At 67.4% G+C, this 21,256-nt stretch carries 18 protein-coding genes; 16 read left to right on the top strand and 2 right to left on the bottom strand.

The window, feature by feature from the left end:
* The first annotated feature begins 4 nt into the window (after positions 1 to 4).
* The 3 genes from ASF53_RS07560 to ASF53_RS26565 all read left to right on the top strand — a co-directional run bounded on the left by ASF53_RS07560 (position 5) and on the right by ASF53_RS26565 (position 2,326).
* Positions 5 to 1,012: a helix-turn-helix transcriptional regulator gene (locus ASF53_RS07560; RefSeq protein WP_056196415.1), complete on the top strand. Its 1,008-nt coding sequence runs from the start codon at positions 5 to 7 to the stop codon at positions 1,010 to 1,012.
* 99 nt (positions 1,013 to 1,111) lie between these two features.
* Entirely contained in the window at positions 1,112 to 1,891 is a 780-nt protein-coding gene (locus ASF53_RS26560) for a hypothetical protein (protein ID WP_286134207.1), read from the top strand.
* A gap of 42 nt (positions 1,892 to 1,933) precedes the next feature.
* The gene (locus ASF53_RS26565; RefSeq protein ID WP_286134208.1) at positions 1,934 to 2,326 is read left to right on the top strand and encodes an alpha/beta hydrolase family protein; all 393 of its coding nucleotides are present in this window, start codon (positions 1,934 to 1,936) and stop codon (positions 2,324 to 2,326) included.
* A gap of 939 nt (positions 2,327 to 3,265) precedes the next feature.
* Here ASF53_RS26565 and ASF53_RS07570 read toward each other — a convergent pair.
* A protein-coding gene (locus ASF53_RS07570) for an IS3 family transposase (protein ID WP_286134216.1) occupies positions 3,266 to 4,401 on the bottom strand; the annotation gives its coding sequence in 2 pieces (ribosomal slippage) (positions 3,266 to 4,128 and positions 4,128 to 4,401; 1,137 coding nt in all).
* On the opposite strand from ASF53_RS07570, the gene ASF53_RS07580 reads away from it, so the two are divergent.
* The 13 genes from ASF53_RS07580 to ASF53_RS07640 all read left to right on the top strand — a co-directional run bounded on the left by ASF53_RS07580 (position 4,321) and on the right by ASF53_RS07640 (position 19,901).
* Positions 4,321 to 4,941 carry a LysR substrate-binding domain-containing protein gene (locus ASF53_RS07580; RefSeq protein WP_082482570.1) on the top strand — a complete coding sequence of 207 codons (621 nt, stop codon included), beginning with the start codon at positions 4,321 to 4,323 and terminating at the stop codon, positions 4,939 to 4,941. The genes ASF53_RS07570 and ASF53_RS07580 overlap by 81 nt on opposite strands.
* Positions 4,942 to 5,052: 111 nt before the next feature.
* Positions 5,053 to 5,613, top strand: a complete 561-nt coding sequence (locus ASF53_RS07585; RefSeq protein ID WP_056196421.1) for an isochorismatase family protein — start codon at positions 5,053 to 5,055, stop codon at positions 5,611 to 5,613.
* A complete protein-coding gene (locus ASF53_RS07590) occupies positions 5,610 to 6,620 on the top strand; it encodes a GlxA family transcriptional regulator (RefSeq protein ID WP_056196424.1) in 1,011 nt (336 codons plus the stop codon). The genes ASF53_RS07585 and ASF53_RS07590 overlap by 4 nt, the downstream gene beginning before the upstream one ends.
* 668 nt (positions 6,621 to 7,288) lie before the next feature.
* Positions 7,289 to 7,990, top strand: coding sequence for a sugar transferase (locus ASF53_RS07595; RefSeq protein WP_082482544.1), 702 nt, complete (start codon positions 7,289 to 7,291; stop codon positions 7,988 to 7,990).
* 211 nt (positions 7,991 to 8,201) lie between these two features.
* A complete protein-coding gene (locus ASF53_RS07600) occupies positions 8,202 to 9,371 on the top strand; it encodes a glycosyltransferase (protein ID WP_056196431.1) in 1,170 nt (389 codons plus the stop codon).
* Positions 9,364 to 10,353 carry a GumC domain-containing protein gene (locus tag ASF53_RS07605; protein WP_082482546.1) on the top strand — a complete coding sequence of 330 codons (990 nt, stop codon included), beginning with the start codon at positions 9,364 to 9,366 and terminating at the stop codon, positions 10,351 to 10,353. The genes ASF53_RS07600 and ASF53_RS07605 overlap by 8 nt, the downstream gene beginning before the upstream one ends.
* 41 nt (positions 10,354 to 10,394) lie before the next feature.
* A complete protein-coding gene (locus ASF53_RS07610) occupies positions 10,395 to 11,660 on the top strand; it encodes a polysaccharide biosynthesis/export family protein (RefSeq protein WP_210168530.1) in 1,266 nt (421 codons plus the stop codon).
* Positions 11,661 to 11,669: 9 nt separating this feature from the next.
* Entirely contained in the window at positions 11,670 to 13,106 is a 1,437-nt protein-coding gene (locus ASF53_RS07615) for a hypothetical protein (RefSeq protein ID WP_056196442.1), read from the top strand.
* A 411-nt stretch (positions 13,107 to 13,517) separates the two neighbouring features.
* Positions 13,518 to 14,528 (top strand): glycosyltransferase family 4 protein, encoded by a 1,011-nt coding sequence (locus tag ASF53_RS07620; protein WP_162242218.1) that lies wholly within the window; start codon positions 13,518 to 13,520, stop codon positions 14,526 to 14,528.
* A gap of 199 nt (positions 14,529 to 14,727) precedes the next feature.
* The gene (locus ASF53_RS07625; RefSeq protein ID WP_056196448.1) at positions 14,728 to 15,633 is read left to right on the top strand and encodes a glycosyltransferase family 2 protein; all 906 of its coding nucleotides are present in this window, start codon (positions 14,728 to 14,730) and stop codon (positions 15,631 to 15,633) included.
* The gene (locus ASF53_RS07630; RefSeq protein ID WP_056196451.1) at positions 15,630 to 17,321 is read left to right on the top strand and encodes a tyrosine-protein kinase domain-containing protein; all 1,692 of its coding nucleotides are present in this window, start codon (positions 15,630 to 15,632) and stop codon (positions 17,319 to 17,321) included. Before ASF53_RS07625 ends, ASF53_RS07630 begins: the two co-directional genes overlap by 4 nt.
* Positions 17,308 to 18,594 (top strand): polysaccharide pyruvyl transferase family protein, encoded by a 1,287-nt coding sequence (locus ASF53_RS07635; protein WP_056196453.1) that lies wholly within the window; start codon positions 17,308 to 17,310, stop codon positions 18,592 to 18,594. Before ASF53_RS07630 ends, ASF53_RS07635 begins: the two co-directional genes overlap by 14 nt.
* A complete protein-coding gene (locus tag ASF53_RS07640) occupies positions 18,591 to 19,901 on the top strand; it encodes a glycosyltransferase family 4 protein (protein WP_056196458.1) in 1,311 nt (436 codons plus the stop codon). The genes ASF53_RS07635 and ASF53_RS07640 overlap by 4 nt, the downstream gene beginning before the upstream one ends.
* A 776-nt stretch (positions 19,902 to 20,677) precedes the next feature.
* Here ASF53_RS07640 and ASF53_RS27070 read toward each other — a convergent pair.
* The gene (locus ASF53_RS27070; RefSeq protein WP_502690565.1) at positions 20,678 to 21,199 is read right to left on the bottom strand and encodes a hypothetical protein; all 522 of its coding nucleotides are present in this window, start codon (positions 21,197 to 21,199) and stop codon (positions 20,678 to 20,680) included.
* Positions 21,200 to 21,256 lie beyond the last annotated feature (57 nt).

Genomic DNA, 21,256 nt, shown 5'->3' on the forward strand with positions numbered 1-21,256 from the left:
GGTGATGTCGACGATCCTTCACGACCGCTTCGAAGCGCCGGCGGATCCCGCCGCGCTACGCGATGCCTGGATCGCCGCCCTGACGCCGATCTTCCAAGTCACACTGCCGGGCGAGCTTGCTCTCGTCGCTCCTGTCGCGATGGAGAACTATCATCTCGGCGAACTGCTCGTCGGCGAGGTCCGGGCTCCGGCCCAGATCCTGGAGCGGACCCCTCGGATGGTCGCGCAGCAGGGCCTCGATCATCTACTGCTGCAGTTCTACCATTCCGGCACGAGCCGGGTCGAAGTGGCCTGGGGCGAGGCCGATGTCGGCCCGAATCGCTGCATCGTGTTCGATCTGGCACAGCCCGTGACCATCGTCGCCGAGCCGATTCACGCCACCCACATCCTGCTGCCCCGCGCCCTCGTGGCTGGAAGGGTGCCCCATGTCGATGCGCTGCACGGCCACGCCTTCGACTATGTGTCCGACCGCATCGGCCGGCTATTCTTTACCTGCGTGCGCGAACTGGTAGAGGTCGCGGAGGCTCTGGAAGTCCACCAACTCTCGCATGTCAGCCAAGCGGTCGCGATGCTCGGCAGCGCCTGCCTGCGCGGGCAGAAGGCCGACCGCCAACCGGGCGAGATCCAACTGAGCATCGCCATCCGGCAATATATCGAGCGGGAACTCGGCTCGGCCGCGCTGGATGCCGAGACGCTGTCGGCGCATTTCGGCCTTTCGCGCGCGACCCTCTATCGGCAGTTCACCTCCGAGGGCGGCGTACAGCGCTTCATCCGCGAGCGGCGCCTGCTGCGCGCCATGAAACTGCTGACCCAGACTGGCTCCACGGGCCGCCCGCGCATCTCCGCGGTGGCCTACGCTACCGGATTCTCCGACGAGAAGACCTTCAGCCGCGCCTTCAAGCGCCGGTTCGGCTTCCTGCCCCGGGAGACCGAGGCCGGGTCTTGCGTCTGGAGGCAGACAGCCGATGCGCAGCCAGTTCTCCAATCATGGCTCAGGGAATTGGTTTCATAATTTCGATGTCCTTCCGCGGCCTCGCTCCTGCGCTCGACGCGCTCGCCAAGGAACGCTGATCCAGCCATCGCAGCCAACCAACGGAGCAGGAGCAACGACATGAGCACGATCGGGAAGCACGTCTCTCGAAAGGTCGGCCTCGCGGCTGTCCTGTGCGCCCTCGCGACCGCCACCCCGGCCGATGACGGTCGCGGCCTGCGGCGCGGCGGTGATCCGAGCCGGGTCAGCCTCTCGGGTCTCTCGTCGGGCGCAGTGATGGCCGTTCAGTACGCGGTGGCCCATTCCGGTTCGGTCGAGGCGGTGGGCGCCGTCGCCGGGCCGCAATGGGGCTGCGCCGAGGCCAGCCTGTCCCGGGCGGTCAATGCCTGCCTGTGCGGCCGCAGCGCGCTCACGCCCACGGTCGAGACGGCGCGCCGCTTGGCCGCCGCGGGTGCGATCGACCCCCTCGTATCCGGCAAACCCCGGGCCCTGAACCGGTCCTGGGTGTTCCAGAGCCCGGCCGACGAGACTGTCACGCCCGAGTCGGGTCGGGCGGGGGCGGCCTTCCTGACCGCGTTCATCGGCGCTGCGACGCGGCTCGACGAAGGCAACGCAACCGATGGAAGCGACCGCGCCGGGCACGGCATCATCACGCCCGATGGCAGCGAGGCCTGCGCCGCCGACGATCGCGATGCAGAGTTCGTCCGGCGCTGCGGCGCGGAGGACAATGTGGGCCGAATGTTCCAGGCGTTGTTCGATCCGGACGCGCCGTACGATCCGAGCCGACGGGCTCCGCCCATCCCCGAATCCGAGCTATGGGCCTTCGATCAACAGCCCCTGATCGACCGGGTGACCGCCCGCCATCCGTCCCTGGCGAACGACCATTTCAATCCCCTCTGACTCGGGTGGCCGGACAAGAGTTCCCGTCGGCGCAACCTCGATATGGCCCCGAAGGGCTACCTCTACGTGCCGCCCGCCTGCCGTGCGGCCGGCAGCGCGTGCCGGGTGCACGTTGCGCTCCACGGCTGCAAACAGGAGGCGCGGTCCTTCGCGCTGAAGGCGGGCTACAACGAATGGGCGGAGCATTACCGGGCGATCATCGTCTACCCGGCGATTGCGCCGAGCGTGCCCGTCTCCGCCGCCCTCTGCCGGCTTCCGGCGCTCGATGGCGCCGTGGACGCGGCGTGGATCGAGCCGAACCCGAACGGCTGCTGGGATTGGTGGGGCTACCTCGACGCCGCCTCGGACAAGGGGCGCTCTCTCACGAAGCAGGCGCCGCAGATCGGGGTTCTCACCGGCATCATTGCCGAGGTGACTGCAGCGGCCTCGGATTGACCTCGGGCGCGATAAGAACGGTGGGGCCGAGCCGATGGAGAGGTTCGGCCTGGGCCGAAGGCGCTGGAAAGGCAGCGCGGATGGAGGGCAAGCGCCGCATCGAGCATGCTGAAGCCTCAGACGATCGCGGTACAGAAACAAGGCGTGTCGCAAATCCGGTTCGTGCGACTGCGTCAACGAGCCTGCCCGCTGGGATCAACGCCGCCGTCTCTAACTGATCGCCAAGGTCTCCTGCCCCGGACACTTCGGACGTTCGAAAAGCCGGAAGATGGAATCGACGCTGAGCAGCGGAGAGTCCGCCGTTTCGCGTATCCAAGAATTGCACAGGACGCGGCCCGAAGTCCCCTCCCCCGCTCCAACAAGCCGAATCAGTCAGCCTGTCGGACGTACTTTGCTAGTCGTGTCTCGCTGCCAGTATCCCGCCTATTCGAAGGGGATAATTCATCGAAATACTTAATTAGATCCGATGATGGGAGTTCTTTGGAAGTTTGTGGATCGTTGGTCTTGGGCTACAAGGCGCTTGCTATGGAGTTTGACGCTACTGATTTCACCTCTGAGCCGTCCTGCGACGCGTAGGCGTTGCCGGTCCGATTTGTCGCCGCGCGGTCGCCGGGCCTCGACCTGGTCGAGCGAGTGGAGGAGCGCCACGCCTTCACCGGCAATACGGTCCGTGCGCTCGCCGCCGACAGCCACCTTTTCTCGGCTTGGTGTCGTGAAGCGGGTCGGACTATGCTCTCGGCCACAGCGGAGATGATCGCCGCCTTCATAAATGCGCGAGCCGACACGAAGGCGCCCCCACGGTCGAGCGCGACCGCTTCTCGATCGCCGCGCTGCCCGCCTGCCAAATTCCTGCGACGGCGAGATTGTGCGGCTGGCGCTGAACGTGAGAGTGCCGCCGCGGGGCCGTGAGCGCTGACCTTGCCCCCTGTTTGCCCCCGTTCATAACCAGAGTCCGTTCTGGTTCTGGTCCCGCCGGGACCGGGTTGCAAATGCGTTCGGGGTGAGCCCGCCAAGGCTCGTGTGAGGGCGGCAGGTGTTGTAGTCCACCCGCCACGCCTCGATGAGGGTCCGGGCCGCCGGCAGGCTCCGGAACAGATGCTCGTTCAGGCATTCGTCGCGCAAGCGCCCATTCAAGCTCTCGACAAAACCGTTCTGCTGCGGCTTGCCGGGAGCGATGTAGTGCCACGCGACTGCACGCTCCTCCTGCCAGCGCAGGATGGCGTGCGAGGTCAACTCGGTGCCGTTGTCCGAGACGATCATCAGCGGTTTGCCCCGGCCTGCGATGATCCGGTCGAGTTCGCGCGCGACGCGCTGGCCGGACAGCGACGTGTCGACCACCAGCGCGAGACACTCCCGCGTGCAGTCGTCGACCACGACCAGGATGCGGAAGCGCCGTCCGTCGTCGAGCGTGTCGGAGACGAAGTCGAGGCTCCAGCGCTGGTTCGGCTCCTGCGGCGCGGCGACCGGTGCCCGCGTGCCAAGGGCTCGTTTGCGCCCACCGCGCCTGCGCACCAACAGACGTTCCTCCCGGTAGAGGCGGAACAACTTCTTGTGGTTCAGCGTGAGACCCTCCCGGTGCAGCAGGATCAGGAGGCGCCGATAGCCGAACCGGCGGCGCTCGCCGGCCAGGCTGCGCAGGCGTACCCGCACAGCCGCATCGTCACCACGGGTCGAGGCGTAGCGGTACGTCTTCGGCTCCAGGCCGATCACCCCGCAGGCGCGACGCTGGGAATAGCCCTTCTCCTCGGCGGCCCAGCTCACGGCTGCTCTCCGTGCGCCGGGCGTCAGAAGTTTTTTCCCAGCGCCTCGCGCAGCGTCGCCACGTCGAGCATCGCCTCGGCCAGGAGCTTCTTGAGCTTGCGGTTCTCCTCGTCGAGCGCCTTCAGGCGACGCGCGTCCGAGACCTCCATGCCGCCGAAGCGCGAGCGCCACGTGTAGAACGTCGCGTCGCTGATGCCGTGGCGGCGGCAGATCTCAGCCACCGGCAGCCCGGCTTGCTGCTCCTTCAGGAGGCCGATGATCTGCTCTGCGCTGAACCGGCTCCCGCGATCGAGTTCGACCTCGACTTCACCGATCGCGTGGTGGACGTGATCGAGGAGGGGTTCGACGCCGTGATCCGCACCGGCGAGGCGCGCGACTCCCGGCTGATGATGCGCGGCGCCGGCAGCTTCCCGCACGTGATCGTCGCCTCGCCCGGCTACCTCGCCGAGCGGGGCACGCCGAGCGTGCCGGAGGACCTCGCGGGCCATGCCTGCCTGCACCACCGATATCCCTCGACGGGCCGGCTGGAGTGCTGGCCCCTGGTGCGGGACGGCACGGACCTCGACATCGCCCTGCCGGTGACGGCCACGGCCAGCACGCTGGAGCCGCAGATCTGCATGGCCGAGGCAGGCTTCGGCCTCGCCTGCCTGCCGCGCTTCGCCGTCCGCCGCCAGCTCGAACACGGCACGCTCACGAGCGTCCTCGACGGGCACCTGCGCGTCGCCTCCGCCTTCCACATCCTCTGGCCCGCCAGCCGCCACCCCGCGCCGAAGGTCGCCGCCTTCGTCGCTTTCATGGCCGAGAACCTCCTGAAGGCGCCGCAGACGACACCAGGTCGGGCGGTCAACGCCTGAAGGCTTCGCCTGCGACGGCGTGATCTGTCCTATCTTCGTCCGCAACCGGCCTTATCGGCACTTCCAAGGAGCGTAGTTTGCGGGGACGATCCTCATCGACGGAGACATGAAATGTCCGACGCCGCCCTTCTCGTGATCGACGCGCAGGAATCCTTTCGCAGACAGCCCTATTTCCGGGACGACGACGTCGCGCGCTATGTCGAGCGCCAGCAGGCGCTGATCGACGGCGCGGCCGCCGCCGGCCTTCCCGTCGTCCAGGTCTTCCACCTCGCCGACACGGGTCCGTTTTCGGAAGCCTCGGGCTTCGTGCGGAGCTTCGCGCCGCTGCGGATCGCGCCTGCCGTCACCTTCAGGAAACGCCGGCACAGCGCGCTGGTCGGCACCGGCCTCGATGTCTGGCTCGTTTCCAACCGGATCGGTCGGGTGATCGTCTCAGGGATCCGCACCGAGCAATGCTGCGAAACCACGACCCGCCACGCCTCGGACCTCGGCTTCGCGGTCGATTACGTGGGCGAGGCGACGTTGACCTTCCCGATGACGGACGCGAGCGGTCGCCTCTGGAGCCCGGACGAAATCCGCGCCCGCACGGAACTCGTCCTGGCCGGGCGCTTCGCGCGGATCGCGGGCGTCGAGGAAGCGCTGGCGGACCAGACCCGGACGCGCGCCGCGTGACGACCGCGACGGCGGATACGCGCGCGATTGCGGTCTTCGTCGTCGTGCCGCCGCGCCTTCTTCTTCTGGACGTGGCCGGCCCCGCCGAGGTTCTGCGCAAAGCCAACGAGAGACAGGCGACCCTTCGCTTCGCGGTCACCTATGTCGGTCCGCACGAAGCGGCGCGGACTTCGGCCGGGCTTGCGCTCGCCGGCATCGCGCCGCTGCCCGAGACGTTGCCGCCGGGCGCAGTCGTGATCATACCGGGGGCCGTCGACAGGCCGCTCGGATCCGGGCCGGACCGGGGAGCAGAGGACGCGGTGCGGGAAGCCCGGATCGTCCATTGGCTGGCCCAAGTGGTGCGCCCTGGCATCCGCCTCGTCTGCATCTGTTCGGGCGCGCTCCTCGCCGCCCGCGCAGGGCTGCTCGACGGACACGACTGCACCACCCATCATGCCGTGATCGACGACCTGACACGGCTCGCGCCACGCGCCCGCGTGCTCGAAAACCGGCTGTTCGTGGAAAGCGGCGAGAGGCTGACCAGCGCCGGGGTCACGGCGGGCGTCGATCTCATGCTCCATCTGATGGCGCGCGAACTCGGTCACGGGGCGGCGCTCGCCATCGCACGCGATCTCGTCGTCTACGTCCGGCGTGGGGCCGACGATCCGCAACTGTCGCCCTGGCTGGAAGGGCGCAACCACATCCATCCCGCAATCCATCGTGCCCAGGACGCGGTGACGGCCGATCCCGCGCGCAACTGGTCCGTGCCGGTGCTGGCCAGCATCGCGGCGACGAGCCCTCGCCATCTCTCGCGCCTCTTCAACGAAGCGACCGGCATGAGCGTGATCGACTACGTCAACCGGATGCGGGTTGCCCTCGCCTTCGACCTCGTGGCGAATTCGACGCTCGACATGGAGCATGTCGCCGAGCGCGCCGGCTTCGCCTCCGCCCGCCAGTTCCGCCGCGCGTGGAACCGTTATCATCCCTCGCCCCCGGGCCGTTGGCGCGGATCGCACGAGAGGCGCTGACCCTCGTCGCGTCCCCGCGCTGAACGATCCGTGCCGTTCCGATTCTTCTCGAGCCCGACACGCTCCGGCACCTGCCGCCCTGAGAACGGCGGCCGTCTGATCCTCTCCATCAGCCCCGGTCCAAAGCCAGCAGGTCACCACAACCGCACCGCAGCACAACGCGGCAACCTTGGCAGTGCGGGCAAGCGTGGCGGTGCGTTCATGGATCGTGATGGCGACGCTCACGCCGGAGAGGGGCAAGTCGAGCGAGCTGACCGTTGCGGTCTAGATCCGTATCCGACCCGATTGCATCAGACCGGCGTCTCCAGATCTTTGTTTTGACGCGCTTTCTTTCGCCGGACTGGCGCCCACTTCGTCGGAAAGCGCTCTAGCCGACCGGCTGACGCAACTCCTGATCGTTGGACAGTCTAAAGCAGCGCCCTTGCGATGAGCAAATGAGCAGGAAGAGCTTGAAAATTGAGAAGCCAGCCAATTGAATTCATATCAAAAGCTGTAATAGGATCATATTCCTTGTGCGGCCTTAAAAATCGCCATGAAATATCAGCAATGGCGATAAATTGAGCTGTTATTGCACAAGCGATGACTTGCGATGCTGCGCTGCAGCAGGCAAACATGACGGAACGAGGTTAACGGCGTCTTTCGAGGATCCCGTAAAAACGGAGGCTCAAGTGTCGGATCAGAATCTGTCCATTGCTGGCCCGCGTCTGAAGTGGGCGCCGTTTGTTGCGGCAGGGCGCCAGTTCGGCTCGCAGCGAATCTTCGATCGAGCATTCAAGCGATGCTTCGACCTGAGCGCCGCTGTCACCGCATTGATGCTTCTGCTGCCTTTGCTTGCCTTGTTCGCTCTTGCGATTTGGGCCATCGACGGCGGGTCGCCATTCTATAGCCATCGCCGGCTCGGCCGGGGCCAGAAAAGCTTTGGCTGCCTGAAGTTTCGTACCATGCGTACCGACAGCCAGGAGGCGCTCGCACGTCATCTGTCGGAAGATCCGGCCGCGCTCGCCGAGTGGAACCTGACCTGCAAGCTGAAGGACGATCCGCGCATCACGCCGATCGGCCGCGTCTTGCGCAAGTCGAGCCTCGACGAGTTGCCGCAGCTCATCAATATCATCAAAGGTGAGATGAGTTTCGTAGGACCGCGGCCGATCGTCGAGACGGAGATCGAGAAGTACGGCGATGCTGCATCGTCCTACTTCGCCGTGCGCCCGGGCCTCACCGGTGCTTGGCAGGTCAGCGGGCGTTCCGACACGACCTACGCGGAGCGGGTGCGCCTCGACCGCCAATACGTCGAGACGCAGAATTTTACCGGCGATCTTCTCATCATCCTTCGCACGATCCCGGCCGTCTTCATGGTCAAGGGCTCCTACTAGCCTCAGGGGCGGGTCGCGGTGACTTCCGGATATGAGCGTGCCCAAGCGCACGAGCATCGTATCCGAAGGATCGGCCCCGCCGGATCGACGCCAGCGGACCATTCCTCCGGTTCTATCGTTCGCTGCACCGAGATCTAGGGAATGCGGCCATTGAATATGGCCCTTCCCCGGCGAGCCTCATTTTCCGGAATGCCAGCCTCGGAGAAGCGTCATGCGCGTTGCGATCATACATTACTGGCTCGTGGGCATGCGCGGCGGCGAGAAGGTGGTCGAGGCGCTCTGCCGGATGTATCCGGAAGCCGACATCTTCACGCATGTGGTCGTACCGGAGGCCCTGTCGGAGGATCTGCGCCGCCACACGATCCACACTTCGTTCATCGCGAAGTTGCCGCGGGCGGCGCGGATGTACAAATCCTATCTTCCTCTGATGCCGCTGGCGCTGGAGCAGCTCGATCTTAGTGGATATGACCTGATCATCAGCAGCGAATCCGGTCCCGCCAAGGGCATCATTCCGCCGGAGGGTGCGGTCCACCTCTGCTACTGTCACTCCCCGATGCGGTACATCTGGAACATGTACCACGATTACAAGCGCACCGCCGGGCCGGTCGCGCGGGCTGCGATGCCGCTCCTGACCCATTACTTGCGAACCTGGGACGAGAGTTCGGCCGCGCGGGTCGATCGGTTCGTCGCCAATTCAAGCACCGTGGCCGGTCGCGTGCGCCGTTACTACCGCCGGGACGCCGAGGTCGTGCATCCACCGGTCGACGTCAGCGCCTTCGCGCCGGTCGCACCGGAGGAGGTCAGCGACTACTACCTGATGGTCGGCGAGCTGGTCCGCTACAAGCGGCCGGACATCGCGGTGCGTGCCTTCAACGCCCTCAAGCGGCGCCTCGTGGTGATCGGGGGCGGCGAGATGCTGGCCGAGTTGCGCGCGCTCGCCGGCCCCACCGTGGAGATCCTCGGATCGCAGCCCTTCGCCACCCTGCGCCACCACTACGCGCGGGCGCGCGGCCTCATCTTCCCCGGCGAGGAGGATTTCGGCATCGTGCCGGTGGAGGCGATGGCGAGCGGTCGTCCGGTCATCGCCTACGGACGCGGCGGCGCCACCGAAACCGTGATCGATGGCCGCACCGGCCTGTTCTTCGACGAGCAGAGCGAGGATGCGCTGATCGACGCCATCGCACGGCTGGAAGGCCTCGAACTCGATCCGGCCGAGATCGCTCTGCACGCGCGCCAATTCAATCCTGCCCGGTTCGAACGTCAGATGCGCGACGCCGTCGCAGCGGCCTGGGTGGAAGCCTATGGCCGCCAGCCGCCCTCGACGGTGCCGGAGGCCGGTGCGCCCATTCCCCTGACCCGCAGACGCCCTGCCTATGCGTAAGCCTCCCGTCAGCGGTGCGGGCGCAGCGGCGATGAAGACGGCCCGCCTTCCCATGGGCTCGGCGCCTGGGACACGGACGATCTGGGGCGGTGAGCGGGCGGCGAATGAGGCGTCGGAGGGCATCGCCTCGACCCTCGGGCTCCTGCGCCGAAAACTGCCGTTCCTGGTGCTGTGGGTCGCGGCCTTCGTCGTGGCCGGCGCGATCTACGTGAAGCTGCTGCGGCCGGATTTCGTCGCCACGACACAGGTGCTCCTGCAACCGCGCATCGTCATCAACGATGGCCCCGAGGACGAGCGGCACTTCCATCAATTCATGATCGACGGCGAGCAATGCGAGACCGAGCTGCGCGTCCTGCGCTCGGAGCAGTTGCTCTACCGCGTGTTCAAGATGCTGAACCTGTCTGAGGCGCCCGAGATCCGCCGGGGTCCCGACGGGCTGTGGGCGTATGTCGACGCCACGCTCCACAAGCTCGAGCGCCTGATCGGGCCCGCCGACGACGGTGTCCAGCCCTTCTATGCCTTCGCCAACCGGGTGCGCTCACGCCGCCTCGGTCTGTCCTACGTGATCGAAATTTCCTACCGCGCGCAGACCCCCCAGCAGGCGGCGCGGGTCGTGAACGCCATTGCCGTGGCCTACGCCGCGCACCGCCTGCGCGGCGTGCTCGCCCGCGAGCAGCGCGGCGGTGTCTACCTCGAGAGCCGCCTGAAAAGCTTGCACACGCAGCTCCTGGCAGCCGATGCCGGCCTTCGCTCCGGCATCATCCCCGAGAGCGGCATGCCCGATGCCGACGTTCGCCTGCTCGGGCCCGCCACGCTGCCGCTGCGCAGCTCCTTCCCGAAGCCGGGACCGCTGCTCACCATGATGGCCGGGCTCGGGGCGGTGAGCGGTCTGCTGATCGTGCTGCTGCCGCGGACCACACCGCCGCGGGCGCTCCGAACGGACCGCATCGGAAACTCGCCTGAACGCGTGAGGATCGCATGAGGACGCCTGCCGCCCCCCGACGTGCCGCAGCCTGTCTGACCATGGCTGTCCTGCTCGCCACGACCGGTATGGCCTGGGCCGAGGATCCCTACCGGCTCGGGCCCCAGGACCAGCTCCAGGTCAAAGTCTCGGATCTGCGCGCCGGAACGGGCGAGGCCTATCAGTGGCAGGCGTTCAACGGCGAGTTCACCGTGGCCCCCTCCGGGCAGGTGGCGTTTCCGGTCGTCGGCGAGATCGAGGCCAGCGGGCGCACGACGACGGAGGTCGCCGCCGACCTTGCGGAGCGATTGAAGGCCAAGGCCGGCCTTGCCGCGAAGCCTGACGCCTCGGTCCAGATCGTGAAGTTCCGCCCGTTCTACGTCATTGGCAGTGTCGAGAAGCCGGGCGAGTACGATTACCGGCCCCAGCTCAGCGTCCTTCAGGCGGTCAGCATCGCCGGCGGCATGCAGCGGGTGCCCACCGACATCCTGCTGCGCTTCACCCGCGAGGCGGTGCAGGCGCGCAGCGACATTCAGGAGCTCTCGGCGACCCGCCTCGCCCTGATCGCGCGCCAAGCGCGGCTCGATGCGGAGATCCGTGAGATTCCGATCACGTTCCCGGCCGAGCTCCAAGCCCGCAGCAAGGAGCCTGAGATCGCCCGCATCCTGCGCGAGGAGCGCCTCGCCCTCGACACGCGCCGGGCGGCTCTCGAGGCGCAGATCGTCAACCTGAAGTATTACAAGGACTTCCTGACCGAGCAGATCGGCTCCCTGACGGCGAAGGATGCCAAAACGGCCGAACAGCTCGAACTGATGAAGAACGAACTCGCCCGCATCACCGGCCTCGTGGCCAAGGGCCTCTCGGCGATGCCGCGGCAGATCGAGGCCTCGCAGACCATCGCGACGCTCGAATCCAATCGGCTCGACAGCCAGATCGCCGTGATCCGGGCGCGACAGGACATCTCGAAGGCCGACCGCGACATCCTCGACCTGAAGGATCAGCGCCGCAACACCGCTCTGCAAGAATCGGCCGAGACGCGGATCAAGCTCAACGAGACCGAAGCGAAGATCGAAGGGGCCAGCGCCCTCCTCCGGCAGGCGGAGATCACCTCGCCCGCCGCGGTGCTGGCCAATTCCGAGGCCTTCGCCAAGCCGGACTATCTCATCCTCCGCCGCCGCGGGACCAAGGCCGAGACGCTTCCGGCCGACGAAGACGACCTGTTGCAACCCGGCGACGTGGTGCGCGTGCTGCCGCGGATGAACACCTCGAGTCCCTCCGCATCGGAAGGCCGGGCCCGCGCCCTGGCCGGACCGGCCAATGACGGCTGAGGCACACCGATGAGCTGGCCTGCCGCGCTCCTGTGGGTTCTGATTTTCGCGGCGGCCGTCTCGAACGGGCCGGGCCTGCTCTACCTGCTGATGGTCTGCGGCGCGTTCGGCTCCCTGCAGATGCTGCCGGGCAGCGGCGGCGCGAACCTGCTGCCTCAATCCGCCTGCGCCGCCGTCTTCGTCTGCAAGGTTCTGATTCAGCGCGGCAACGTCCTGCGCGGGGTCGAGGCCGCCCTCGATCCGCAGCGCTTGGCCCTGTTCTCGGCCTTCCTCGTCTACGCCCTCTTCGGCGCCGTGGTGCTGCCGCGCGTGTTCTCGGGAATGATCGAGGTGGTGCCGGTCTCCGCCTTCCGGTTCGGCACGGACATCCTGAAGCCGGGTGCGGGCAACATCACGCAGTCCGGCTACATGATGCTGTCCTACGCCACGGCCCTGGCCTTCACGGTCATCGGCCAGACCGAGACGACGCGCGCGCATTACCGGCGCGCGCTGCTCTGCGGGGCCTATGCGCTCATCGCCACCGGCCTCATCGACCTGATCACCTTCAGCCTCAACCTCGGGGCCGTCCTCGAACCGTTCCGCACCGCCACCTACGCGCTCCTGACGGATGTCGAGGCCGAGGGGGCCAAGCGCGTCGTCGGCCTGATGCCGGAAGCCTCCAGCTACGGCACGGCCTGCGTCGGCCTCGCGGCGGCGCTCCTCTTCACCCGGCCTCTCTACCGCCCCGGCACCGAGCTGCGTCTGGTGATGGTCGCAATCGGCGCGCTCGTCCTGATGACCATGCTCTCGACCTCGTCCACGGCCTATGTCGGCCTTGCGGTGTTCGGGCTGGTCTACGGCTGCGATCTGCTGGTGCGCATGCTCGACGCGGGCAACCCGCGCCGCGACGGGATCGGCCTGGAAGTCGGCCTCATCGTGCTCGCCGTCTTCGCGGTCTTCGCGACCTTCGTGATCAAGCCGACGCTGTTCGATCCGGTCGTCGCGATGGTCGACAAGATGGTGTTCCAGAAATCCAGTTCGGCCTCCTATGTCGAGCGCAGCCTGTGGAACAGGGTCGGCTGGCACGCCTTCCTGGATTCCGGCGGCCTCGGGGTCGGGCTCGGCTCGATCCGCGTCTCGAACTGGGCGATCTCGATCCTCGGCAGCACCGGCCTCTTCGGCGCGCTGCTGATGTTCGGCTTCATCGCGCAGCAGCTCGTGTCCGCACCGCGGGGTGCTTCGCGCAAGGCCGTCCTGTTCGCCACCGTCACGAAGCTCGCGCTCCTGCCGGTCCTGGTGATGTACCAGCTCTCCGGCACCATTCCCGATATCGGGATCGCCGCCTCCGCAGCGCTCGGCATGATTGCGGCCACCCACGCACGGCCCGGCGGCCAGCGGACCATGCCCCTGCGATCGCTCGCGGGCCGGCCCGCGTCGGTGGGCGGCCCGTCGGAGTTCCAGACGTGAGGATCGCCGCCACGGGCCGCGCGGCAGACCCGACGCAAGCCTTGCGCAGTGTTCGCGGAGGCCGAATCCGGTCAACACCGCGATCGGCACCCAATCCGATCGGCTACGCCCTTGTATCCGGCGTGAGATATCGGACACACAATTGCATTTTCGTCAGCGGACTGGACCGAACGAGGCGAAACAATCGTATTCCTCCGGCAAATCGGCCTACACAGTCGAGCCAGAGGCAACACGCCGACACCTGCCCGCGCGTCGGAGCCTCCGCTTCCTTGTTCACTCGGCGAGGGATCGATGGATCATGGCGATGTGCGTCTCCTCACCCGCGAGCCGCCTCTGACGTCTTCGGGAGGTCCCTGCCCGACAGCGACCTTCGCGATCAATGGTCGCTTTTACGCTCAACCGGTGACCGGCGTGCAGCGCTACGCCCGGGAGATCGTATCGGAACTCGACGGCCTGTTGAGTCGTCAGGGTGCGCGGGCCCAGCTGATCCTGCCGCCGACGGTTGCGGCACTGCCGGCCTTCGCGACGATCGAGCCGTGCCGCGCGGGCAGGGCTTCGGGCCATCTCTGGGAGCAGGCGATCCTGCCCGTCCGGGCCGGGGCGCCGCTGCTCAACCTGTGCAACACCGGGCCGCTCTCGCTGCGTCGACAGATCGTGTGCATGCACGATACGAACGTGTTCGACGAGCCGAGCAGCTACAGCCCCTCCTTCCGCGCGCTCTACCGGGTGCTGCTGCCGGGCCTCGCCAAGCGTGGGGCGGTGATCACCTCCGTCTCGCGCTTCTCGGCCCACCAACTCGCCCAGCGTCTCGGGATCGCACCGCACTCGATCACGGTCATGTACAACGGGCGCGAGCACGTCTTCCGCTGGAACGCCGCAGCGTCCGACCTGTCTGCACGCCTGCGCGGGGTGCGGCCCTTCGTTCTGCTGCTCGGAAGCCGCGCCCGGCACAAGAACGCCGCCTTCATCCTGCGGCAGGCGGAAGCGCTCGACGCCCTGGGCATCGACCTCATCGTAGCGGGCGGCTACGCGGCCATCTTCTCGCCGACGGAATCTGTGCGCGCCCGCAACATTCACGGCCTCGGCGTCGTCACGGACGACGACCTCGCCTGGCTCTACGCGCACGCTCTCTGCCTGGCCTTTCCCTCACGCTCCGAAGGGTTCGGCCTGCCCCTGCTCGAGGCGATGACGCTCGGTTGCCCGGTGATTGCCTCGAACCAGTCCTGCCTGCCGGAGATCTGCGGCGACGCGACCCTTCTCGCGGGTCCGGACGACGCGCCGGCTTGGCTGGCCCATGTCCGCACCCTGGTCGCGTCGCCGGATCTGCGTGCCGAGCTGCGCGGACGCGGTCTGGAGCGCGCGAAGGCCTTCTCCTGGCGCAACGCGGCCCAGAGTTATCTCGACCTGCTGCAACGCCTTTAGAGCGCGCTCCTCCGAACCGGATACCGGCGCGGCGACGCCGGCACCTTTGCGAGAGCGTAGCCGCCGCGTCCGACCGGGACGCATGTCGGCGCGCGCCTCGATCCGAATTTGCGGCCGGCGCGGCGCCGCCGCGCACGCGGATTGCTTCGCGAGAAGGCCGCATCCGTTTTTTCCCTGCCAGCGAGAGAGGCCAGCGGTGATGAGCATTCGGCCCTTCGACACCGCCGCGATCGACCCGGCGCGCGTCTGCGTCGGGATCGCGACGCGCGGTCGCCCGGACCAGCTCGCGGCGATGCTCGACAACCTCGCCCGCCAGACCCTGAAGCCGCAGACGATCATCGTCTGCTGCACGGGCCCCGAGGATGTCGGCGCGGTCGCCGCGCGCGGGGACGTGACGGTGGTCTACGAACAGCCGGGCCTCGCCCGGCAGCGCAACGGCATTCTGCGCGCGCTCCCGGACGGGACGGACTGGATCGTCTTCTTCGACGACGACTTCTATCCCGATCCGCGCTGGATCGAGACCGTGTCGCGGGCCTTCCGGGCCGAGCCGGGTCTGGCCTGCATCACCGGCCATGTGCTGGCCGACGGCATTCTCGGGCCCGGCCTCACCCGCGAGGAGGCGCTGGCGTGCATTGCCGCCCACGATCCGGCCACGGACGATTGGGTGATCGAGGGCTACAGCCCCTATGGCTGCAACATGGCCTTCCGCTGCGAGACCATCGCGGGTCTGCGGTTCGACGAGCGGCTCGTGCTCTACGGATGGCTGGAGGATCGCGACTTCGGAACCCGCGTCGAGCAGCGCGGCGGGCGGCTGATCAAGCTCGGCACGGCCACCGGCGTGCATCTCGGCGTCAAGGGTGGCCGGGTGTCCGGACGCAAGCTCGGCTACTCCCAGGTGATGAACCCGGTCTACATGCACCGGAAGAGCACGATGACCACCGCGCAGCTGATCCGCCAGATCATCCGCAACGTCGCCGCCAACCTCGTGAAGTCGGCCCGGCCCGAGCCCTATGTCGACCGTCGTGGGCGCCTCGTCGGAAACCTCATCGCCGCGCTCGACCTGCTGCGCCTGCGCCTGACTCCGGAACGGGCCGCCTCCCTATGAACTACACCTCCAAGATCGTCCGCCCGGACGACCCGCATGACGGCCCGCTTCCCGGGCTCGACCGCATCGACTTCGGCGAGCCCGGTTACGAGGCCGAGACGACGCTGATCGGCGACCTGATCGCCGCGATCCGGCGGCATGCCCTGGCGCTCGCCCTATGGATCCTGCTCTGCACGGCCGCCGGCGTCGCCTATGTGGTGATGGCCCAGCCTGAATTCGTGGCTGCGGCTCAGATCGCGCTGGAGCCGCGGGTGCGCTTGCCGCCGGGCGCAGACGCCGCGGCAGCCGCCTCCGCCACGGCCCCGACCCTCGACAGCGCCCAGGCGGAGAGCCAGGTGCAGATCATCCGCTCCGCACGCAACCTGCGCTACGTGTTCGACACGCTCGGCCTCGACAAGGATCCGGCCTATACGGCCAAGGGGCCGGGCCTCATCAGACGAACCATCGACGGGATCACGGCCCTTCTTCCGTTCCTGTCCACGCCTCCCCCCTCGCCCGAGGAGGAGGCGATGCGCGCCCGCGAAATCGCCTTCCAGAACTTCTCCGATCGGGTGCAGGTCAAGCGGCTCGGGCAGTCCTACGTCCTCGAAGTGTCGTTCCGGGGCCTGACACCGCAGGATGCCGCCCGCCTGACGAACGCGATCGCGGCGGCTTACATCCGCGACCAAGTGCTCGTCCGCGCCGCTTCGGATCAGCGCGGCACCGAGTTCCTGCAGGGCCGGATCGCCCTGATCCAGGCTCAGAAGAAGGCCGCCGACGAGGCGGTCGCCACGGGCGTGATCACCGATTTCCAGTTTCCGGATTCGGACGCGCGCATCGTCGGCGCGGCGCTGCGGCCCCTCGCGGCCGCCTATCCGCAGACCAAACTGATCCTTCTGCTCGGCGCTCTCTTCGGCCTCGTCAGCGGCATCGGGTGCATCGCGGTCCTGCACAGCTTCGACCGTACCGTCCGCTCGCTGGCTCAGATTCGCCGGACGCTCGGCACCGACGGCATTGTCGTCCCGCGCTTCAAGGGCGGACGCCTGACGGAGACCACCGCACTCGACCGGCCCGATTCCGAGTTCGCGCTCGCCCTCCGCCAGTTGCGCACCGTCCTCTTCGCCGCGGGGGGCGAGTCCCGCTCCCTCTCGGTCGGGCTCGTCTCCTGCCACAAGGACGAGGGCTGCAGCATGCTCAGCGCCAACCTGGCCTGCCTGCTCTCCACATCGAGCGACCGGGTGGTGCTCGTGGATGCCGATTTGCGCGATCCCGAACTCACCCGCCGCTTCGCACCGAGGGCGACGACCGGGCTCGAAAGCCTCGTGCTCTCGCCCGGCATCGGCGCGGACCTGCCTGAGATCGCACTCTCCGCCACGTTCGGCTTCGTGCCCGCCGTGGCGGCCGGGCAGGCGGCCAATCCCAACGCCTTTCTCGGCGCACGCGGGATGCGGGCGGCGCTGGCGCGGGTCAACGGCAAGCGGGATCTCATCCTCGACCTGCCGCCGCTCGATGCCTCCTCCGACGCCCAGGCGATCGGGCACATGCTCACCGGCATCGTCCTCGTCGCCAGCCTGAACCGGACGAAGCTCGACCAGCTCTCGGACGCCATCCGCGCCCTCCGGTCGGCCAATTGCCGCGTTCTGGGGATCGTCCTCAACGATCCGGTGCCGTCCCCCAAAGCCAGGAGGCGAGTCAGTGCATCAGCCTAGTGCGGCGAAGCGAGCGGGAAGCAGACGGCCCGACGAACTGCGTGTCGGCCTCTTTAACGTCAAGTATAGCCCGAACCTCGGCGATGGCCTGCTCTCGGAATGCATCGAGGCCGAACTCAAGCGTCTCGTGCCCGGCCTGTCCGTCGAGGCCTTCGACCTTGCGGGCCGCACGGACTACGTCGCGGGGGGGCGCCTGCGCGGAACCGCACTGAGTCTGCTCCAGAGCAGCCCGACGCCCGTGCGCCACGGCCTCGCACGCGCGCTGCTCGGCCGCTCCCTGAGCCGTCAGCGCCCCGTTTGGCGCTCACGGCTCGCGGGCATCGACGCGGCGGTGACCGGCGGCGGCAACCTGTTCAGCGACGCCGACCTCAACTTTCCTCTCAAGATCGACGCGGCCTGGGGCGAGCTGCGCGCGGCCGGCATCCCCACCGCGGTGTTCGCCGTCGGCGTGGCCGATAACTGGTCCGAGACCGGGGCCGCCCTGTTTCGGCGTGCACTGGCGGGTACGCGCATCGTCGAAGCCTCGGTGCGCGACGCGCGCTCGGCCGAGATCTGGAACCGGCGGCTCGGCCCGTCGGGCGCCCCCCGCGCGCGGGTGGTGCACGATCCCGGCCTCTTGGTCGCCCGGCACGTACCGCAGGTGCGCCGCCCCTGCACGACGCCGCGGATCGGCCTCGGCCTCACCCACCCGACCACGCTGCGCTACCATTCCGACGAGGCGGCGGTGAGCGAGCGCGATCTGAACGCGTGGTACGCGGCGCTGGTCCGCGGCTGCTTCGCGCGGGGCTGGACCGTCGATGTCTTCACGAACGGCAGTCCGGAGGACGAGGCCTATCTGCGCCGCCTGCGCGCGATCCTGGCCGAAACCGCCCCGGCGCCGCCCGGCGGGCCGGCCATCACCTTCGCGCCGCGCTTCCGCAACCCGACCGAACTCGCGACCTTCGTGTCGGGGCTCGACCTGCTGATGGCCCACCGGCTGCACGCCAACATCGCGGCCTATTCCTACGGCGTCCCGCAGATCGGCTTCACTTGGGATCTCAAGCTCGTGAGCTTTTTCGACCTCGTCGGGCGCGGCGACTACGTCCACACCGCGGGCCGCGAGAGTCCCGAGGTCGTGCTGGCGCTGGCCGAGCGCGGTTTGCGCGAGGGTCTCGACCGCCGTCGCCATGGCAAAATCCTCGACGAGGCCTGTGCCGACGTGGCCGTCCTCGCCGAGGCCCTGAAGACAAGCGTCGGGCCTGAGGCCGCGATCCCCTGCGAGGCTCGGACATGAGCGGCTCTCCGGCAACGGCAGCACCGGCGCGCGGGCGCGAGGCCCTACCAGGATCCGCGCCGAGCCGCGTCGTCGTGATCAACGACCGCTCCCTCGCCTTCGGCGGCGCCACCGGGCTCGCCCTGCTGAGCGCCCGCCTCCTGCAGGCGCGCGGCATCCCCGTCACCTATGTCACCGGCGACGAGGGCGAGAATCCCGCCCTCGCGGAAGCCGGCATCCCGGTCCATGCGCTCGGCGGCAAGCGGCTGCTCGAGGCGGGGGCGCTGGCGAGCCTGCGCCGCGGCCTCTACAACCCGGCAACCCTCGATCTCGTCGGCGACCTGATCCGCCGCCACGACGATCCCGGCACGATCTACCACATCCATACGTGGAGCCAGATCCTGTCGCCCGCCGTGTTCCGGGCCCTCGAGCCGGTGCGCGACCGGCTGTTCGTGAGCGCCCACGACTTCTTCCTCACCTGCCCGAACGGGGCCTACGCGCTGTTCCAACAGGGCCAGACCTGCCCGCACGTTCCGCTCGGCCTCGCCTGTCTCGCCACGCAATGCGACCGCCGCAGCTACGCGCACAAGCTCTGGCGGGTGGCCCGCCAAGCGGTGCAGACCCGCACCCTGCGCTACCGGGACGCGGCGCCGCGTGTCCTCGCCATCCACGCCGCGATGCGGCCGCTGCTGGTCCGCGGCGGCGTTCCCGACGCGGCGATCACCACGATCCCGAACCCGATCCATCCCTGGAGCGCGACCCGCATCGCCGCCGAGCGCAACCGCGCCTTCGTGTTCGTCGGCCGCCTGAACGAGGAGAAGGGGCCCGATCTCGCCGCTCGGGCCGCGCAGGCCGCAGGGGTGCCGCTGCTGGTGATCGGCGACGGGCCGCTTCTGGAAACGCTGCGGCGCGACCATCCCGAGGTCCAGTTCGCCGGCCGCCAGCCGGCCGAGACGGTGGCGCATCTCGTCCGCGATGCCCGCGCCCTGGTCATGCCCTCGCGCTACCCGGAGCCCTACGGCCTCGTGGCCGGGGAAGCCCTGTGGAGCGGCCTTCCGGTGATCCTGACCGACCAGGCGCTGCTCGCCGCCGACATCGTGATCCGCGAGGCCGGTCTCGCCTGCGACCCGCGCGACGAGGCCGCCCTCGCCGAGGCCATGGCGCGGCTGGCGGGCAACGACGCGCTCACCGAGCGGATGAGCCGCAACGCCTTCACCCGCACGGCCGATCTCGGCCACAGCACCGATGGCTGGACCGACGCCCTGCTCGACGCCTACGCCGCCGTCCTGCCCGAGCCAGCCCAGGCGCGCGAGCCGCTGCCCGCCTGAACGGCCTCGCGCGTCCGGGGTAGTCCGGATCGCTGGCAATCGATGGCGCCCTGACCATCCGGGCTCAGATCGAGCCGGTGCGCTGCATCGGCAGGCGAGCCGCGCACCGATGCCCCCCGCTTTCCGATCCTCGGCCTACGGGGCCGGACCCGCCGCCCGCGCTCCCCTGTTCACGGTCATCGGACCGTGAGCGCAGCGGGACGCAGGTGGGCGTGGGACATGATACGGGAGGATGAGGCCCAGCGTCTCGGGGGGCGCACGATCAGATCAGGCTTCGACGCGGCTCCATAAAAAGCTGTCTGCTGCTCGGGCAAAAGTTCGTGAGCTTGATGATGTGAGTAAATTTGTTGAATTCTATAGCGCACTTTATCATTCATAGACTTTGTATGCCCGATATTAGTCGCTATGTTCCAACTGATATTATACATACCAATATCAATCATGAAATAAAAATCCTTCCACCTGATAAAAATAGCTGATGCATCGCATAGCTAAATCTTAAGTATATGATCAAGAACTAAAATCTCTAGTTGTTTCCCTGAATATCGGACTTTTGGGGTCGTTTTGCAGTCGATGCACTCAGTCTAATTTCGTATTGACTAGCGCGGGGGTTGCTTGAGAGCTGACGTCGATTCTGTTGGTCGGCGCAAACGCCACACTCAGAAGCCGAGAGCAATCTGCCCAGGGCGAGACTAAGACATGCTTCTTGTCACAGAGCTGATCCGGTATGTCATATTCAGTTTGGCAAACAGAATTCCGGGATTTCATACTTTTGATCATATAAGAACGTCCATTTTTCGTATTGCCGGGTTAAATGTTGGCACAGTAAGCCGCATATCCGGCCAACTCATACTGGAATTCAGCCTGAGGAGGCCGGCGATCAAGCATATCACGATCGGTGACGATTGTTTTTTGGGTATCAATGCAGGATCTTTGCATCGAAGGCGACAATCCATATCGGAAATCGATGCAACATCGGGCCAAACGTTTCGATCGAAACAGCGGGTCACTGGTTTAATCACCAGGCCAACAAACGAAATTCTTACCACAAGCCAGTTGTCATCCAAGACAACGTATGGATCGGCGCGGGCTGTATCATACTGCCGGGCGTTACGATCGGCCGGAACTCCATCGTGGCAGCGGGGGCCGTCGTCGCCAAAGATGTTGCCGAGTGTGTCTTGGTCGGCGGTGTTCCAGCCAGAACCAACAAGACATTGCCCGATTTCGCCCCGTACGCCTCCTTTGCCGGCTGAGAAGGCGAGGTCGCCTTTCTCAAGGACACCGAAATCATCATACAATTCTGAGCTGTATGGCGCACGTCACCGATCAGGGTGCCGGACCGCGTCGCGCGGCGG

The organism is Methylobacterium sp. Leaf123, from assembly GCF_001423405.1.
Lineage (GTDB): Bacteria > Pseudomonadota > Alphaproteobacteria > Rhizobiales > Beijerinckiaceae > Methylobacterium.

Coding starts and splice junctions, on each gene's coding strand:
- ASF53_RS07560 (WP_056196415.1), top strand. CDS start 5: ATGTCGACGATCCTTCACGACCGCTTCGAAGCGCCGGCGGATCCCGCC.
- ASF53_RS07640 (WP_056196458.1), top strand. CDS start 18,591: ATGAGCGGCTCTCCGGCAACGGCAGCACCGGCGCGCGGGCGCGAGGCC.
- ASF53_RS07605 (WP_082482546.1), top strand. CDS start 9,364: ATGCGTAAGCCTCCCGTCAGCGGTGCGGGCGCAGCGGCGATGAAGACG.
- ASF53_RS26560 (WP_286134207.1), top strand. CDS start 1,112: ATGAGCACGATCGGGAAGCACGTCTCTCGAAAGGTCGGCCTCGCGGCT.
- ASF53_RS07630 (WP_056196451.1), top strand. CDS start 15,630: ATGAACTACACCTCCAAGATCGTCCGCCCGGACGACCCGCATGACGGC.
- ASF53_RS07600 (WP_056196431.1), top strand. CDS start 8,202: ATGCGCGTTGCGATCATACATTACTGGCTCGTGGGCATGCGCGGCGGC.
- ASF53_RS07610 (WP_210168530.1), top strand. CDS start 10,395: ATGGCTGTCCTGCTCGCCACGACCGGTATGGCCTGGGCCGAGGATCCC.
- ASF53_RS07625 (WP_056196448.1), top strand. CDS start 14,728: ATGAGCATTCGGCCCTTCGACACCGCCGCGATCGACCCGGCGCGCGTC.
- ASF53_RS07585 (WP_056196421.1), top strand. CDS start 5,053: ATGTCCGACGCCGCCCTTCTCGTGATCGACGCGCAGGAATCCTTTCGC.
- ASF53_RS26565 (WP_286134208.1), top strand. CDS start 1,934: ATGGCCCCGAAGGGCTACCTCTACGTGCCGCCCGCCTGCCGTGCGGCC.
- ASF53_RS07615 (WP_056196442.1), top strand. CDS start 11,670: ATGAGCTGGCCTGCCGCGCTCCTGTGGGTTCTGATTTTCGCGGCGGCC.